Here is a 15,347-nt window from a genome sequence, read left to right as displayed (position 1 = left end):
ATTGCTATGAGGTGACAAACAACTATGGTAATACAACTGGATTTTGAAGCAGAAGAACAAGATGAGCAGGTGTTATCTGATTTTCCTGAAGGAGAACTCTTAGAGATCACTAAAGTAGAACGTCAAAAGAAATCTGACCACCGTTATATCATACATTTCGGAGCATATAACATGACTGTGCACGAAGACGTCATGATTAAATATCGAATGATTACTGGTAATTCTTTTATGAAGGCTGATTTGGAGGGAATTGTTGTAGCTGATGAGCGTCAGCGAGCTTATGTAGAAGGCCTCCGTTATCTAGAACGTAAACCACGCACCGCTATGGAAATGACTCGCCGTTTACGCCAGAAAGAAATAGGAGAGACTATTATTGCGGAAGTGGTGCAGCGGCTGCAGGAGGAAAGACTTCTTGATGACCCTTTATATGCTAAGCAATGGGCCGAGCAACGAATAGCGAACCAGCGGAAAGGGAAGATGTGGATTCGACAAGAGCTACGTGAGAAAGGGATTGACAAAACCCTTATAGCGGAAGCTTTGGAGAATATTACTCCTGAACAAGAGCTGGAGAGTGCACTCGAAACTGGGCGCAAGAAATGGAATCTCATCCGTGGAGACGCTTCTGATAAACGAAGAAAGACTGGAGCCTTCCTTATGCGCCGTGGATTCTCGGGCGATATGGTTCGCCAAGTGATCAATACTTTACTTGCGGAAGACAATTATGAAGGTGAAGATGAGGAGTTTTACTAGAATCACTGATTCTCTTGACATTAATGCGTATATCGACTCTCTTGACAATGTCTTTTTATAAATAATAAAATATAACATGAATCGGCATAAAATTAGAATCCTTTTTCCTTCCCAAAAAGGAGCCTGTTTTAAACGGTTCACGTACAACTCATATGAAATGTAATCGCCGGATAAGGCGGGCAGTGTGCATGTGCAGCATGTGCAGTATGGCAATCGGTTGTTTACCGGTTTTTTGTATGGTGATGAACGGATAGTTAAACAACTGCACAATTCCCAGGGATATACCTTGGAGAGGAACCAACGAGGAGGTGAACAGATGCTGGAATCATGGATCTGGGTCATTATCGTTCTCGTTGTAGCTGCAATATTCTTTGGGTTCGGTTATTTTATTCGTAAATCCCTTGCAGAAGCTAAAATCCAAAGCGCAGAAAGAGAAGCCGTTGTCATCGTTGAGAATGCGAAGAAGGACGCTGAGGCGCTGAAGAAAGAAACAGTATTGGAAGCTAAGGACGAAGTCCATAGAATCCGTACTGAAGCTGAGAAAGAAACTCGTGAACGTCGGAATGAAATCCAACGGCAAGAGAGACGTTTGCTGCAAAAGGAAGAATCTCTGGATAAAAAAATGGAATCGCTTGAAAGAAAAGAAGAACAAGTAGCTAACAAAGAGAAACGAATTGATGAAACCCAACAGCAAATTGATGTTATTTACAAAAACCAAGTCACTGAATTGGAACGTATCTCCAATTTAAGCATCGAAGATGCAAGAAGTATCATTCTTAGCAATGTTGAGCAAGAAGTTCGCCATGAAACGGCACAAATGATCAAAGAAATTGAACAGCAGGCGAAAGAAGAAGCGGATAAGAAATCCCGTGAAATCATTACACTCGCTATCCAACGCTGTGCAGCTGATCACGTAGCGGAAACAACGGTTTCAGTTGTTACGTTGCCGAATGAAGAGATGAAAGGTCGGATTATCGGTCGTGAAGGCCGTAATATTCGTGCTTTGGAAACTCTTACAGGTATCGACCTCATTATTGATGATACGCCGGAAGCAGTTATTTTGTCGGGATTTGATCCAATCCGCCGTGAAGTGGCCCGTACGGCACTTGAGAAATTGGTGGCTGATGGACGTATTCACCCCGCTCGTATTGAAGAGATGGTGGAGAAATCCCGCAAAGAAGTGGACGAACGGATTCGGGAATATGGTGAGCAAGCTACTTTCGAAGTGGGCGTTCACGGTTTGCATCCAGATTTGATCAAGATTCTGGGGCGTCTGAAATTCCGTACAAGCTATGGTCAAAATGTATTGAAGCACTCCATGGAGGTTGCTTATTTAACAGGACTGATGGCCGGTGAGCTTGGGGAAGACATCGTGCTTGCAAAACGTGCAGGATTACTCCATGATATCGGCAAAGCGCTGGATCATGAAGTGGAAGGTTCGCATGTTGAGATTGGCGTTGAACTAGCGAAGAAATATAAAGAACATCCGGTTGTTATCAACAGTATCGCATCTCATCATGGAGACTGCGAAGCTACTTCGGTTATTGCTATGTTGGTTGGTGCCGCTGACGCATTGTCGGCAGCTAGACCTGGTGCTCGCCGTGAAACACTGGAAACGTATATTAAACGTCTAGAGAAACTGGAAGAAATCTCAGAGTCGTTCGAAGGCGTTGAGAAATCATTTGCTATTCAAGCGGGCCGTGAGGTGCGCGTGATGGTACAGCCAGAGAAGATTGACGATGCAGAGGCATTCCGTCTTGCTCGCGATATTACGAAGATGATTGAAAGTGAACTGGATTATCCAGGACATATCAAGGTTACCGTTATTCGTGAGACACGGGCTGTTGAATACGCTAAATAGGCAATAAGTAGATAACATACGCTTTGGAAATAACGATATTTATGATCGTTTCCTGGTACATGTTTCTGCTAGGAATATAAGGTTAAAGGATAAGATATAACTTATACTTTCTTATATTTGATGAAAATTGGCCCCTAAGCGGGGCCTTTTTTCTTTTAAATATGAAGACTTATCCGCTAGATGGAGAGGTTAAGATTAGGAGGAGAGAAACATTAAAGTACTATTCATTGGAGATATCGTAGGTAGTGTGGGCAGGAAGGCACTTCGGGAGATGTTGCCCTCATTAAAAAGCAAATATCAACCACATATAATCATAGTTAACGGTGAAAATTCTGCTGCCGGTAGAGGTATTACTAAAGCGATCGCAAATGAATTTTTTAACTGGGGCGTTCACGGAATCACCATGGGTAATCACACATGGGACAACAAGGATATCTTCGAGTTTATCGACGATGAGGCTCGGATTATCCGTCCTGCTAACTTTCCTCCAGGAACACCGGGAAGAGGATATACAGTTGTTAAAGGTAACGGCAAAGAGCTAGCTATAGTTAACCTGCAAGGCCGTACATTTTTGCCTGCGATTGATTGTCCTTTCCGTGTGGGTGAAGAAATTGTGGAAGAACTGCGTAGAGATCATAAATGCATTCTCGTTGATTTCCATGCAGAGGTTACCTCTGAGAAAATCGCCATGGGCTATTTCATGGATGGTCGCGCGTCAATTGTAGTAGGGACCCATACTCACGTTCAGACGAATGATGATGTGATTTTGCCGGGTGGAACGGCTTACTTGACCGATGCGGGCATGGTTGGTTCAAGCGAAGGGATTCTGGGTATGGAAAGAGATGCAGTACTTTATAAGTTCACTACACAGCTTCCAGCACGATTTGTTGTTGATGAAGGCAAATGGCAGCTTCACGGTTTATTTGCAGAATTAGACGAGAATACTGGCGCGGCTACCCGTCTGGAGAAAATACGGCTACGTGAAGATGAATGGGTAATGAGCTAGTAGTAGGATAAGATAAGCGATTTTCCGGGTAATTTCGCCGAATAAGGGTAAAGTGTGATATTTATTATATCGAAAAAGAGTATCTATTGTACCATTTTCTCCAGAGTAGTCCGCAAAAAGAAGGAATTATTTCTTCTCTCGCGAATAACATCTAAAGTAGTGGAAGAACACCATTATTTTCCCAGGGGAGGTACTTACTATGGATGTATTAAAAGTATCAGCTAAATCCAATCCAAATTCCGTCGCCGGCGCTTTAGCAGGTGTTCTTCGTGAACGTGGATCGGCCGAATTACAAGCTATTGGAGCTGGAGCACTGAATCAAGCAGTCAAAGCAGTTGCCATTGCCCGGGGATTTGTTGCACCAAGCGGAGTAGATTTGATCTGCATTCCGGCATTTACAGACATTGTGATTGATGGAGAGGATCGAACCGCGATTAAATTGATTGTAGAACCCAGATAATAGAAGCATAGAACGGATGAACCTGTTTACTTATGTAAACAGGTTTTTTTGCTTTTGATATATAGTCTGGTGTTTTTAAGCATAGAATCTGGAATAGGGCTGCATGAAAGCGAGGGCTTGGGATGAGAACCGATAAGCTACAGGTTGCGGATTTTCATTGTGATGTGCTGAGTAAAATGCAAGCGTCACCGGATATGAATTTTATGAACGATCCTCGGTTGGATGTTACCGGAGAGCGGTTGGTAGCGGGCGGTGTGGAATTGCAGATTTTTGCAATATACCTTTCGGCAAGTAGAGGTAGACCTAGCTTTGAGAATGTTTTAGGACAAATTGATTTGTTCCGGCAAAAAATAATAGGCTCAGAGAGCCTTCAGTGGCTGCGTTGGAAGGAGGAGGTAGGAAAACGAACAGCTGGAGCATCCCCGTGGGGAATGCTCTCTCTGGAGGGTGTAGACGGTCTAGAAGGGAACTTGTTTTATGCACAGCTCTGCTATGAGCTTGGCGTGCGGTTTTTGGGGATCACTTGGAATTATGCCAATTGGGCAGCGGACGGTGTTCTGGAGCAGCGCAACGGCGGATTTACGGAAAAAGGGCACAAGCTGATTGAATGGTGCAACGACAGTGGAATGCTGCTTGATGTGTCACATTTGTCTCAAGCAGGTTTTTGGGAGCTAGCCGACTTAAGCACACGTCCGTTTATAGCTTCCCATTCGAACGCTGCAGCAATCTGTGGGCATGTTAGAAATTTAAATGATGAACAGATTAAAGCTTTGATTGCAATGGACGGAAGAATGGGCCTGACCTTTTATCCGTGGTTTGTATGTGATGATGGAAAAGCTCGTATGAATGATTTGTTAAAGCATATTGATCATGTATGTAGTCTAGGTGGCGAGAAACATATGATGTTTGGTTCGGATTTTGACGGCATTGACACTTGGGTAGAGAACATGGAGCATCCGGGAAAGTACCCTGAGCTCGCGGAGCACCTGCTTCGTTACTATCCAGAAGCTTCCGTAAAAGGTTGGTTATATGAGAATGCGGTCTCCTACCTGCGCACAAACTTACCTTCTCAGGTGTCCAAATCATGACAATCCTGTTCTAAAAGTATGAATTATCGAAAAAAAGGCCCTCGTTATGATGTGGGGCTTTTTATTTTTGGTTAAGAAGATGTATAATGGTTAATGGCTTGTACAGATACTAGAGAAAATACAAGGAGTGACTTTACTATGAGTAAGACTGTACCCGTAGGTGTGTCGGCTAGACATATTCACCTTACGCAAGAGCATGTGGAGGCTTTGTTTGGCCCAGGATATCAATTAACGGAGTTCAAACCCCTCTCTCAACCAGGACAGTTTGCAGCAAATGAGCAAGTAGCAGTTATCGGCAGCAAAGGTAAATTTGACAAAGTAAGAATTTTGGGACCTGCTCGTCCGGCTTCCCAATTAGAAATTTCCCGTACTGATTCCTTCGCACTTGGCGTGAAAGCTCCAGTTCGCGAATCTGGAAATATTGATGGAACACCTGGCATTACGCTTAAAGGACCTGCTGGCGAAGTAGAATTGGAACAAGGCGTTATCATCGCCGCTCGTCACATTCACTTCCATACTTCTGAAGCTGAAGCTTGGGGCATTGCTGATAAGCAATTGCTTAAAGTTCGTCTCGGAGGCGACCGTGGTCTCGTATTGGAGAACGTAATTGCACGCGTATCAGACAGCTTTAAACTGGATATGCATATTGACACTGACGAAGCTAACGCTGCAGGTGCCAACAACGGCGATACTGCTGAAATCGTAGAATAGTCATCATAGTTATAGCAAAGATAAGAAGCGGGGGAGAAATCCTCCGCTTTTTTTGTGTGGCAGATCCGCATGCTGTAAGGATTGCGTGTCTGATCTGTGTGCTGTAAAGATTGCATGTCTGATCTGTGTGCTGTAAGGATTGCGTGTTTGATTGGCGTGCTGTGAAGATTGCATGTTTGATCTGTGTGCTGTAAGGATTGTGTGGCTGAACTGCGTGCTGTAAGGATTGCGTGATTGATTGGCGTGCTGTAAAGATTGCATGTTTGATCTGTGTGCTGTAAGGATTGTGTGGCTGAACTGCGTGCTGTAAGGATTGTGTGGCTGAACTGCGTGCTGTAAGGATTGTGTGGCTGATCTGCGTGCTGTAAGGATTGCGTGGTTTACCCGACCGCTTGTACGTATCGGACTGTATCGCAGCTATTTCAGCATTTTGATCTATTTTGTCAAGGTATCGGACGGCATAGCTCTTATTGCTTTATATTTGTACTGATTTGGGCTTCAAAAGTGTGAATAACTGCATCTGAGTCCGATAGCATCGCCAAAATCAATGAATCTTCAAAATAAGGGTGTCTGAGTCCGATAGGTCAGCAGGATCAACATGATCAAAAGGATCAACAAAAGGATCAACATGATCAACAGGATCAACATGATCAACATCAGGATCAACAAAAGATACGCCGCAGGGATAAATTGAGGAGGAGTATTTTACGATTAGCAAAATATTTCTGTAAGAGTAGAACGGATTGTATCCTGAAATGGATTATTAATGAAAATTGGTGTGATGATAAAGAAAATCTATTATTATGTAACTTATTGTGTTATGATTATGGTTTATGACGTGATAAAAGGATTTATTGTTAAGAATATATGTATTAGAAATTAAGGAGACCCAATGACATTTAATGAACTGAATATTGTGCCTGCAATTTTGAAGGCTTTAAGCAAAGAAAACTATACATCACCTACACCAATACAGGAGCAGTCGATTCCAGCTGTATTAGCGGGTAGAGATTTACTTGGATGCGCGCAAACGGGAACAGGAAAAACAGCTGCATTTTCCGTGCCAATTATTCAATTGCTAAGCGAACAATCCAACCCAAACAAATCCAATAATGTGCGACGCATTCGCTCGTTGATTTTAACACCGACAAGAGAACTAGCGATTCAAATTGCTGATAACATAAAAGCGTATAGCCAATATACAGATATCCGCTCTGCTGCCATTGTTGGCGGTGTGTCACAGAAAGTGCAAGAGCGCGCACTGAATCAAGGTGCCGATATTCTTATTGCTACCCCTGGTAGACTTATCGACCTGATCAATCAGAAACGTGTAGATCTGCAATATGTACAAATTTTAGTTCTGGATGAAGCTGACCGGATGCTGGATATGGGCTTTATTCATGATGTGAAACGAATCATTGCCAAAATGCCTACGAAGAAGCAGACTTTGTTTTTCTCGGCAACGATGCCAACTGAAATTTCTAAATTGATCAAAACATTGCTTGTGAATCCAGTCAAGGTAGAAATCACACCCGTGTCATCTACTGCGGATAGAATCAATCAATCGATCTATTTATTAGAGAACGGAAATAAGCAAAACCAGTTGAATCTGCTATTACAGGATAAATCCATCGTTTCAGCTTTGGTGTTTACTCGTACCAAACGTGGTGCAGACCGTGTTACCCGAGATCTGGCTAAAGTGAACATTGCTGCTCAAGCTATACACGGCAATAAATCACAAAATGATCGCCAAAACGCCTTGCGGAATTTTAAAAGTGGTGCGACACGTGTTCTCGTAGCTACGGATATAGCTGCCCGCGGAATTGATATTGATGAGCTGTCTCACGTAATCAACTTCAACTTACCGAACATTCCGGAAACCTATGTGCACCGGATCGGTCGTACAGGCAGAGCGGGATTGAGTGGAACGGCAATTTCTTTTTGCGAAGCTGAAGAGCTTCCTTTCCTGAAAGATATTGAAAAATTGATTGGAAAATCGATTCCGGAAGTTAAGGATCATCCTTATCCGATGTCTCGTAAAACGCAAATGAAGACAGATCGTTCGGCGAAACCATCAGGTTCGAAAGCAGCAGCTTCGAGACCATCGTCTTCGAGACCGTCGAATTCCAAACCAGCAACTGCTAAACCTGCGGCAACAAAACCGGCAGCAACAAAATCAGCGGTATCCAAACCAGCAAAAGCAAAACCTAAGTCTAACCCTCCATTGAAGCCAAAGTCCGAGTGGTTCACAAAAGGAAGACAAAAAACGAGCAGCAGATAAGTTAGTTTGAATCCGTATCGTTTCTATAGCAAAATAAAAAAACCGTCAGAGTAAATCTGATGGTTTTTTATGTTTTAAGTCCTGATGATTTACAACAAAAAACAGCCGCTAAACAGTTCCTCACTGTACAACGGCTGTTGTTATTTCATTTATGCGGTTGCTTCAATTGTATTGTCCTGAACATAGGGGCTCAGTTCTTGCTGAAGTCCTGTGCTGATGGAAGTCATAGGGAGGCGAAGCGTATCCGAGGACAGTAGGCCGTTTTGGCTAAGCATCCATTTGATTGGAGCGGGATTCGATTCCTTGAACAATAGGCGGATGATCGGCAGTAGTTGTTCAAAGCTTTCTTTAGCGAAGTCCACTTGACCAGATGTAAAGGCTTCAAAGATACGAAGGCATTCTGCCGGATAAACGTTGGCAGTAGCGAGCATACCCCCAGCTGCTCCGCAGCTAAGCATTTCATAAAAGAGGGAATCATCGCCGCCAAGCACAGGTTTAGCACCTGTACGTACTAACTCCGTAACCATTTTTGTACTGCCTGAGCAGTCTTTTAAACCGACAACATTATTCATTTCTAGGATTGTACGTGCAGTATCTACCGTCATGGCGGTACCTGTACGACTTGGAATATCATAAGCCATGATAGGTATGCCTACTTCTGCAGCTTTGCGGAAATGGGCAATGATACCCTCTTGTGAAGGACGACTATAATAAGGTACGACTACTAGTGCACAATCAGCACCAAGGTTTGCAGCAATTTCCGTGCGTGCAACCGTAGAGGCTGTATCATTGGTACCTGTACCAACTACTAAAGGGATTGATGTGGATTGCAGAAGCTCACGGGAAGTGTTTACTAGAAGCTGCATTTCATTTACGGTTACAGTGGGCGATTCTCCGGTGGTTCCATTAACGACCAGACCTTGTATGCTGTTGTTAATAATGTTCTTTACATAACGCTGATACGAATCCAAATCAACTTCACCAGCAGCATTGAACGGGGTGACCACGGGGACATAAACTCCATAAATCTGTTGTTCTGTAAGCATAAATTATCGGCCTCCAAAATATTTTAATTCCTCTACATACACTTTACCATGGAAAGTAGCATCGTCGTTAGCTATAATAAATGATATGGATCATCAAAAATATTGATGTTAGGGTGAGGTAATGGATTTAACCTATTTACGAACCTTCCGCGAGGTGGCTAAACGTCAGAGCTTTACGCGAGCTGCTGAAGAATTGGGATATGCACAATCAAGTGTGACGATGCAGATACAGAAGATAGAGAAGGAATATGGAGTACCTTTAATAGAAAGGCATGGCCGTCAGCTGCGGCTTACCCCTCCAGGAGAAGAGTTATTGAAGCTGTTCGTGGAGATTTTGGATTTGTATGATCGTTCAAAAGAAACCATCGCCCAGCAAATCGGAGGAACGATAACTATTGGGACGATAGATTCTTTAGCGGCCTTTTATTTACCTCCTTACCTGCAGCAGCTAAGGACTAAATTTCCGAAGCTGGATATTCATCTGCAAACGATGCAGGAAGCTAATCTTCTTGCCAAAATAAAAGATGGCGAAGTAGATCTAGGCTTAATGTTGGATCGCACCACTGCGGATTCCATCCTTGAGCGTACGATCGTCAGAGATGAGCCACTTGTATTGATAGCCCCCATTCATCATCCGCTTGCCCAGATGGATACGGTAACCCTACACGATCTGAATAACTGTGAACTAATAGTCTCGGAGGAAAGCTGTATTTACCGCAGTCTGTTCGAGAATTTGTTAAAAGAGCACGGGATCATCTTCCGCATAGGTTTTGAGCTTTCGAATCTGGAGGCCATCAAACGTTGTGTAATGAATGGTCTTGGAATTGCTTTGTTACCAAAAATCGTGGCAGAGGAAGAAATTGAACGAGGAAGCTTGGCGGAGCTGTCCTTTATTCATCCCGAAATTCACTTTGATCTGCAGCTTCTGATGCACCCTAAGAAGTGGAAATCACAACCGCTGCAATTTTTAATCCAAATGTTGCTTGCAAATCATTAATTTATTCCCATCAGGATCTTTCACAACAAACCAATGCTCATCTTGAATTTCAGTTACTAGCTCTACACCGAGAGCCTTCACATAATTGAAAGAGGCTTGCAAATCATCGGTCAGTAACAAAAAAGCTGGTGTTGTAATGGGCGGTGTTCCTTCAGGTTCTAAGCCGCCCCACAACGGCATCGTATCCAGGATGATTCCAGTGTTTCCCTGCATAGGCAGCGGGCATAAATGACCGTTCATGATCTTACAATCTGTCTCTGGAAGCCCCAGGACTTGGCAATACCAGCGACGGGATTTTTCAATATCATGTACGGGAATGAATACACTGCCAATTAAGTTCTTTACGGGGCTTTTTATTGTGGAATTTAAAGCGGACATCGCTTGTTCATTCATTTAAAGACCTCCCAAATCCGAAATGGATAAACCTTTATTTGGAAATTATGTATCTAATCTATTTAAATCATACAATCAATAGGATTGCAAGGGAATTGTAAATGGTTTTATTTTCATATGAAAGTAGCCAAAAAATTTGACATTGAAAATCAGTTTATGTTATATAAAAAGAAGAATTAGCACTCATCTAAGAAGAGTGCTAATCACGGAATGATGAATAATAAGGTTATTTTGAAAGGAGATTTATTTATTCATGGCCAAAAAAGAGTTTAAAGCCGAATCGAAAAGATTGCTGGAAATGATGATTAACTCCATTTATACACAACGGGAAATATTCCTGCGTGAGCTGATTTCCAATGCAAGTGATGCGATTGATAAGATCTATTACAAAGCATTAGCTGATGAAGGCCTGGTCTTCAATAAAGAGGATTATTATATTAAAGTGACCGCCGATAAGGCGAACAGAACCTTGACGATTTCCGATACAGGTATCGGGATGACACAAGAGGAGTTAGAGAATAACTTAGGTACAATCGCGAAGAGTGGATCTCTTGCTTTTAAGAAAGAGAACGAAGCTAAAGATGGCCACAACATCATCGGGCAGTTCGGGGTGGGCTTCTACGCTGCGTTCATGGTGGCTGATGACGTTATAGTGATCAGTAAAGCATTAGGCAGTGACGAGGCCTTTAAATGGGAGTCTAAGGGCGCTGACGGCTATACCATCGAGACTGTCGAGAAGGATTCTGTCGGCACTGATGTGATTTTGAAGATTAAAGAGAATACGGAAGAAGATCAATATGATGAATATTTGGAAGAATATCGCCTGAAATCCATCATTAAAAAATACTCCGACTTCATCCGTTTCCCAATCAAAATGGACGTGAAGGAGCAAAAGCCAAAAGAAGGCACGGAGAACGAGTTCGAAGAAGTTGTTCAAGAACAAACCGTAAACAGCATGGTGCCAATCTGGCGCAAGAACAAAAGCGAGCTTACTACAGAAGATTACGATAACTTCTATGCAGAGAAACGTTACGGCTTCGATAAGCCGCTTAAACATATTCATATCAGTGCTGATGGTGCTGTAGTGTACAATGCAATCCTGTTCATCCCAGAAAATACGCCGTTTGACTATTACACAAAGGAATATGAAAAAGGACTTGAGCTCTATTCCAACGGTGTGCTGATCATGAACAAATGTGCGGATCTGCTGCCTGATTACTTCAGTTTTGTAAAAGGTATGGTGGACTCAGAGGATCTTTCCTTGAACATTTCCAGAGAGATGCTCCAGCATGACCGTCAGCTGACTCTGATCGCTAAGAACATTAAGAACAAGGTAAAAAGCCAACTGCAAAGCCTGCTGAAGGATGAAAGAGAGAAATATGAGCAGTTCTATAATGCTTTTGGCAGACAGCTTAAGTTTGGTGTTTATAACGATTATGGGATGCACAAAGACACCCTTCAAGATTTGCTGATGTTCTACTCCTCTAAGGAGAAGAAGCTGGTTACGCTGGACGAATACGTCTCAAGAATGCCAGAAGATCAGAAGTATATCTACTATGCTTCCGGAGAGTCGATCGACAGAATCGAGAAGCTCCCGCAAACCGAGCTTGTATCGGATAAAGGGTATGAAATTCTCTACTTCACTGATGATATTGATGAATTTGCGATCAAGATGATTCAGTCTTATAAGGAAAAAGAATTTAAATCCGTATCCAGCGGAGATCTGGGGATCGAAGCCGACGAAGCGGACAAGCCAACGGAAGCGGAAGAGAACGAAAACAAGGAGCTTTTTGAAGCGATGAAGGACATCCTGTCCGGCAAAGTGAAAAATGTTAAAGCTTCCAAACGTTTAAAGACTCATCCGGTATGTCTTTCTGCCGAAGGTGAACTGACCATCGAGATGGAGAAAATCCTGAAATCGATGCCGAATGGCCAAGAGGTGCAAGCGGATAAGGTACTCGAAATCAACATCCATCACGAAGTGTTCCAGTCCTTGAAGGCGGCAGCAGAGAACGACAAAGAAAAGCTCGGTTTATATACGAACCTGCTGTACAACCAAGCCCTGTTGATCGAAGGTCTACAGGTTAGTGATCCTGTTCAATTCACCAATGATATTTGCAAAATCATGAAATAATATGAAGTACAGAGACCATCCAATTGTATTATGATTGGGTGGTCTTTTTTATTTCAGCATTTCATTTTGTTGTGCGAAAAAGGTAGTAATCAATTTCAGAGTCATTTTTTGTGCAACTGCTAATCGAATAGATGATTTCACCGTGTGTGCTTTTTTTACTCGTCACTTCGGAGCAGGTATCGGTTCTGACTCCTGTGTTGCTTCCACCGAATGCATCATTAGAGGTATCATAGCTATAATTAATCACGTTACCGTCAAATTTCAAATCCTTAAATATGGGATCGCCTTCATCTGTGTAACTTGTAACGCGTATATTGTCTGCTTTTTTGCTGGAGAGATTCGTTATAAATTGCTCGAATTTATCTAGGTTGTACACTTTTTCAATAGAAACAATATCCCCTCTACTGATGGCTTCTTTGGAAGTATAGGGTTCACTTTTGGGAACAGAATTAACTTTATTATCGGAACAACCCCATACTCCTGCTAGTAAAAGAACAGAGAGTATAAGTAAATTTACTTTTTTCACTGAAGGACCTCCTTGTAACGTTGTAACGTATTTATATAAAAGACGGAGATTAACTGGAAAAGTTACAGTGAGCTTGATGTTTCATATTGACAATAAACTACAAATTGAGTATTATTTTCTGTAACTTGAATATGTAAAAGCAAAGAAGAGAAAGAGTACCACGGCAATTCTTTCAACAGAGAGCTCCGGTCGCTGAAAAGGAGTAAAGAAAACCCTTGGGAATATGGTCTCAGAGCTGCGCATCGAAACCTTATGGGTTGTAGGCTGCGCCGGAACCTGCATCCGTTACAGTGCTAGGGTATAAACGTTAATTAACGTCGTACCTGAAGAGGTAAATGTCATGAGGCATTTATAAAATTAGGTGGTAACACGTGAGTAGAACTCTCGTCCTTTGTGGATGGGAGTTTTTTTGTTGTCTAAAAAAGGAGGAGAAGGTTAATGAGTAATGTGTTTATAGGTGGTGCTTGGCCGTATGCGAATGGATCTTTACATTTGGGGAGATTATCCAGCGTGTTGCCTGGGGATGTGCTGGCACGATATTTTCGCTCCAAAGGGGATAACGTATTATATGTATCAGGCAGTGATTGCCATGGCACACCCGTAGCAGTTCAGGCTGCAAATGAAGGGATTACGCCCGGAGCTTTTGCAAGCAGATATCATGAAGAGTTTCTGAAGTGTTTTGAACAGCTGGGATTTAGTTATGATCTATATACTCGAACGGATCAACCGCAGCATCATAAGGTCGTGCAAGAGTTGTTTACAAAGCTGCTAGAGAATGGTCATTTATATAAAAAAACCATTGCGCAATGTTACTGCGAGGTGGATCAGCGCTTTTTGCCAGACAGATATGTGGAAGGGACTTGTCCGGTATGTGGCCAGCGGGCGCGAGGGGATCAATGTGATTATTGTTCTACGATTCTAGATCCTGCCGATTTGTTAGACAGAGTCTGCAAATTATGTGGGAATACACCAACAGAACGGCCGACAGAACATTATTATCTTAGCTTATCTAATTTTCAGTCTGAATTAACGGAATATGTAGAGGAAGCACAATTTTGGAGAGAAAACGCTATAAAACTGACCAAACGTTATTTACAAGAAGAGCTGCAGGACCGCGCGGTAACAAGAGACTTGTCTTGGGGTGTAGATGTTCCTGTGGCTGGATTTGAAGATAAAAAAATTTATGTTTGGATTGAGGCGGTAAGTGGTTATTTATCAGCCAGTAAGCAGTGGGCTGCACAGTCCGGAGGAAGCTGGGAGGATTTTTGGTTAGAGGAAAAAGGGGAGAATACCGCTTATTATGTGCATGGGAAAGACAATATTCCTTTTCACACCTTAATATGGCCGGCTGTGTTATTAGGAGCAGGGGGTCTGCATTTACCGGACAGGATTATATCTAGCGAATATTTAACCCTTGAAGGGCAGAAGTTCTCCACTAGCCGAAATTGGGCGGTCTGGGTACCTGATATTTTAGAGCGGTATCAGCCAGATTCTGTTCGTTATTTCTTAATTGCCAATGGACCCGAGAAGCGGGACACGGATTTTTCCTGGAGAGAGTTTATTTATAGCCATAATGGAGAGCTGCTTGGAGCATTTGGTAACTTTGTGAATCGTTCTTTGGCTTTTGTAGATAAGTTTTATGAAGGGAAAGTGCCAAATGGGCAATTGGATAAGGGGTGGAAGGACAATATCGACCTCTTGTATTTGGAATCAGGGCGGCTTATTGAGGCTGGGAATCTTAAAGATGCGCTGGAGTATATTTTTTCTTATGTGCGCAAGGCAAACCAGTATTTCGATCTGCAAAAACCTTGGATACAGATAAAAGAGGATCAGGTTTCTTGTGATTCTGCAATATACACATGTGTGCAGATTATTGCGAACTTAGCGAATTTGTTGCATCCGTTTCTACCGTTCTCTTGTGACAAGATCAGGGGGTTCCTATCGTTAGCACTACCGAATTGGCAGCCTTGCTCGGTGCCCCCTTACCAACAGGTTACTGATTTACAATTATTGTTTGAACGAATTGATATTAGCCGTATTAAGGAAGAAGAGGATAGGCTAGATCAACAGCAAGTGAATAAATAGAGCTGGTAT

13 protein-coding genes and 1 other annotated feature are annotated in these 15,347 nt (G+C 42.6%); of the genes, 10 read left to right on the top strand and 3 right to left on the bottom strand.

The genetic code is table 11. The features are described 5' to 3' along the window. The first annotated feature begins 24 nt into the window (after positions 1-24). The 7 genes from MKZ09_RS20865 to MKZ09_RS20835 all read left to right on the top strand — a co-directional run bounded on the left by MKZ09_RS20865 (position 25) and on the right by MKZ09_RS20835 (position 8,157). The gene (locus tag MKZ09_RS20865) at positions 25-750 is read left to right on the top strand and encodes a regulatory protein RecX (protein WP_076201743.1); all 726 of its coding nucleotides are present in this window, start codon (positions 25-27) and stop codon (positions 748-750) included. Positions 751-1,066: 316 nt separating this feature from the next. Next, complete coding sequence (gene rny / locus MKZ09_RS20860) at positions 1,067-2,611, top strand: ribonuclease Y (protein WP_370510565.1); 1,545 nt, start codon at positions 1,067-1,069, stop codon at positions 2,609-2,611. Between the two features lie 211 nt (positions 2,612-2,822). Then, positions 2,823-3,617 carry a TIGR00282 family metallophosphoesterase gene (locus MKZ09_RS20855; RefSeq protein ID WP_076100408.1) on the top strand — a complete coding sequence of 265 codons (795 nt, stop codon included), beginning with the start codon at positions 2,823-2,825 and terminating at the stop codon, positions 3,615-3,617. Between the two features lie 199 nt (positions 3,618-3,816). Continuing rightward, positions 3,817-4,077 carry a stage V sporulation protein S gene (locus MKZ09_RS20850; protein ID WP_019910496.1) on the top strand — a complete coding sequence of 87 codons (261 nt, stop codon included), beginning with the start codon at positions 3,817-3,819 and terminating at the stop codon, positions 4,075-4,077. Between the two features lie 122 nt (positions 4,078-4,199). After that, positions 4,200-5,165, top strand: coding sequence for a dipeptidase (locus MKZ09_RS20845; protein ID WP_076136442.1), 966 nt, complete (start codon positions 4,200-4,202; stop codon positions 5,163-5,165). A 138-nt stretch (positions 5,166-5,303) separates the two neighbouring features. Next, positions 5,304-5,876 (top strand): phosphate propanoyltransferase, encoded by a 573-nt coding sequence (pduL, locus tag MKZ09_RS20840; protein ID WP_036688383.1) that lies wholly within the window; start codon positions 5,304-5,306, stop codon positions 5,874-5,876. An 892-nt stretch (positions 5,877-6,768) separates the two neighbouring features. After that, the gene (locus MKZ09_RS20835; RefSeq protein ID WP_081394161.1) at positions 6,769-8,157 is read left to right on the top strand and encodes a DEAD/DEAH box helicase; all 1,389 of its coding nucleotides are present in this window, start codon (positions 6,769-6,771) and stop codon (positions 8,155-8,157) included. Between the two features lie 149 nt (positions 8,158-8,306). Here MKZ09_RS20835 and dapA read toward each other — a convergent pair whose 3' ends face one another. Further along, entirely contained in the window at positions 8,307-9,203 is an 897-nt protein-coding gene (gene dapA, locus MKZ09_RS20830; RefSeq protein WP_076201745.1) for a 4-hydroxy-tetrahydrodipicolinate synthase, read from the bottom strand. A 121-nt stretch (positions 9,204-9,324) separates the two neighbouring features. On the opposite strand from dapA, the gene MKZ09_RS20825 reads away from it, so the two are divergent. Further along, on the top strand, positions 9,325-10,200 hold the full coding sequence (locus MKZ09_RS20825) for a LysR family transcriptional regulator (RefSeq protein ID WP_076136445.1): 876 nt from the start codon (positions 9,325-9,327) through the stop codon (positions 10,198-10,200). Here MKZ09_RS20825 and MKZ09_RS20820 read toward each other — a convergent pair. Next, positions 10,171-10,593, bottom strand: coding sequence for a VOC family protein (locus MKZ09_RS20820; protein WP_051491575.1), 423 nt, complete (start codon positions 10,591-10,593; stop codon positions 10,171-10,173). The two genes, MKZ09_RS20825 and MKZ09_RS20820, sit on opposite strands and share 30 nt — an antisense overlap. A gap of 253 nt (positions 10,594-10,846) precedes the next feature. Here MKZ09_RS20820 and htpG point away from each other — a divergent pair, with 253 nt between their 5' ends. Next, the gene (gene htpG / locus MKZ09_RS20815; protein ID WP_076106327.1) at positions 10,847-12,727 is read left to right on the top strand and encodes a molecular chaperone HtpG; all 1,881 of its coding nucleotides are present in this window, start codon (positions 10,847-10,849) and stop codon (positions 12,725-12,727) included. Positions 12,728-12,788: 61 nt separating this feature from the next. Here htpG and MKZ09_RS20810 read toward each other — a convergent pair whose 3' ends face one another. After that, entirely contained in the window at positions 12,789-13,253 is a 465-nt protein-coding gene (locus tag MKZ09_RS20810) for a DUF4362 domain-containing protein (protein ID WP_076201747.1), read from the bottom strand. 133 nt (positions 13,254-13,386) lie between these two features. Beyond that, positions 13,387-13,648, top strand: a binding site (T-box leader). A gap of 43 nt (positions 13,649-13,691) precedes the next feature. On the opposite strand from MKZ09_RS20810, the gene metG reads away from it, so the two are divergent. Next, positions 13,692-15,338, top strand: a complete 1,647-nt coding sequence (gene metG / locus MKZ09_RS20805) for a methionine--tRNA ligase (RefSeq protein WP_076201749.1) — start codon at positions 13,692-13,694, stop codon at positions 15,336-15,338. Positions 15,339-15,347: the final 9 nt, after the last annotated feature.

The organism is Paenibacillus sp. FSL R5-0908 (assembly GCF_038006245.1).
GTDB lineage: Bacteria > Bacillota > Bacilli > Paenibacillales > Paenibacillaceae > Paenibacillus_AQ > Paenibacillus_AQ odorifer.
Note: the sequence above shows the minus strand (reverse complement) of the source record. Positions and strands in the feature narration are given on the sequence as shown.

Coding starts and splice junctions, on each gene's coding strand:
- MKZ09_RS20825 (WP_076136445.1), top strand. CDS start 9,325: ATGGATTTAACCTATTTACGAACCTTCCGCGAGGTGGCTAAACGTCAG.
- dapA (WP_076201745.1), bottom strand. CDS start 9,203: ATGCTTACAGAACAACAGATTTATGGAGTTTATGTCCCCGTGGTCACC.
- MKZ09_RS20820 (WP_051491575.1), bottom strand. CDS start 10,593: ATGAATGAACAAGCGATGTCCGCTTTAAATTCCACAATAAAAAGCCCC.
- MKZ09_RS20865 (WP_076201743.1), top strand. CDS start 25: ATGGTAATACAACTGGATTTTGAAGCAGAAGAACAAGATGAGCAGGTG.
- MKZ09_RS20845 (WP_076136442.1), top strand. CDS start 4,200: ATGAGAACCGATAAGCTACAGGTTGCGGATTTTCATTGTGATGTGCTG.
- metG (WP_076201749.1), top strand. CDS start 13,692: ATGAGTAATGTGTTTATAGGTGGTGCTTGGCCGTATGCGAATGGATCT.
- htpG (WP_076106327.1), top strand. CDS start 10,847: ATGGCCAAAAAAGAGTTTAAAGCCGAATCGAAAAGATTGCTGGAAATG.
- MKZ09_RS20850 (WP_019910496.1), top strand. CDS start 3,817: ATGGATGTATTAAAAGTATCAGCTAAATCCAATCCAAATTCCGTCGCC.
- rny (WP_370510565.1), top strand. CDS start 1,067: ATGCTGGAATCATGGATCTGGGTCATTATCGTTCTCGTTGTAGCTGCA.
- pduL (WP_036688383.1), top strand. CDS start 5,304: ATGAGTAAGACTGTACCCGTAGGTGTGTCGGCTAGACATATTCACCTT.
- MKZ09_RS20835 (WP_081394161.1), top strand. CDS start 6,769: ATGACATTTAATGAACTGAATATTGTGCCTGCAATTTTGAAGGCTTTA.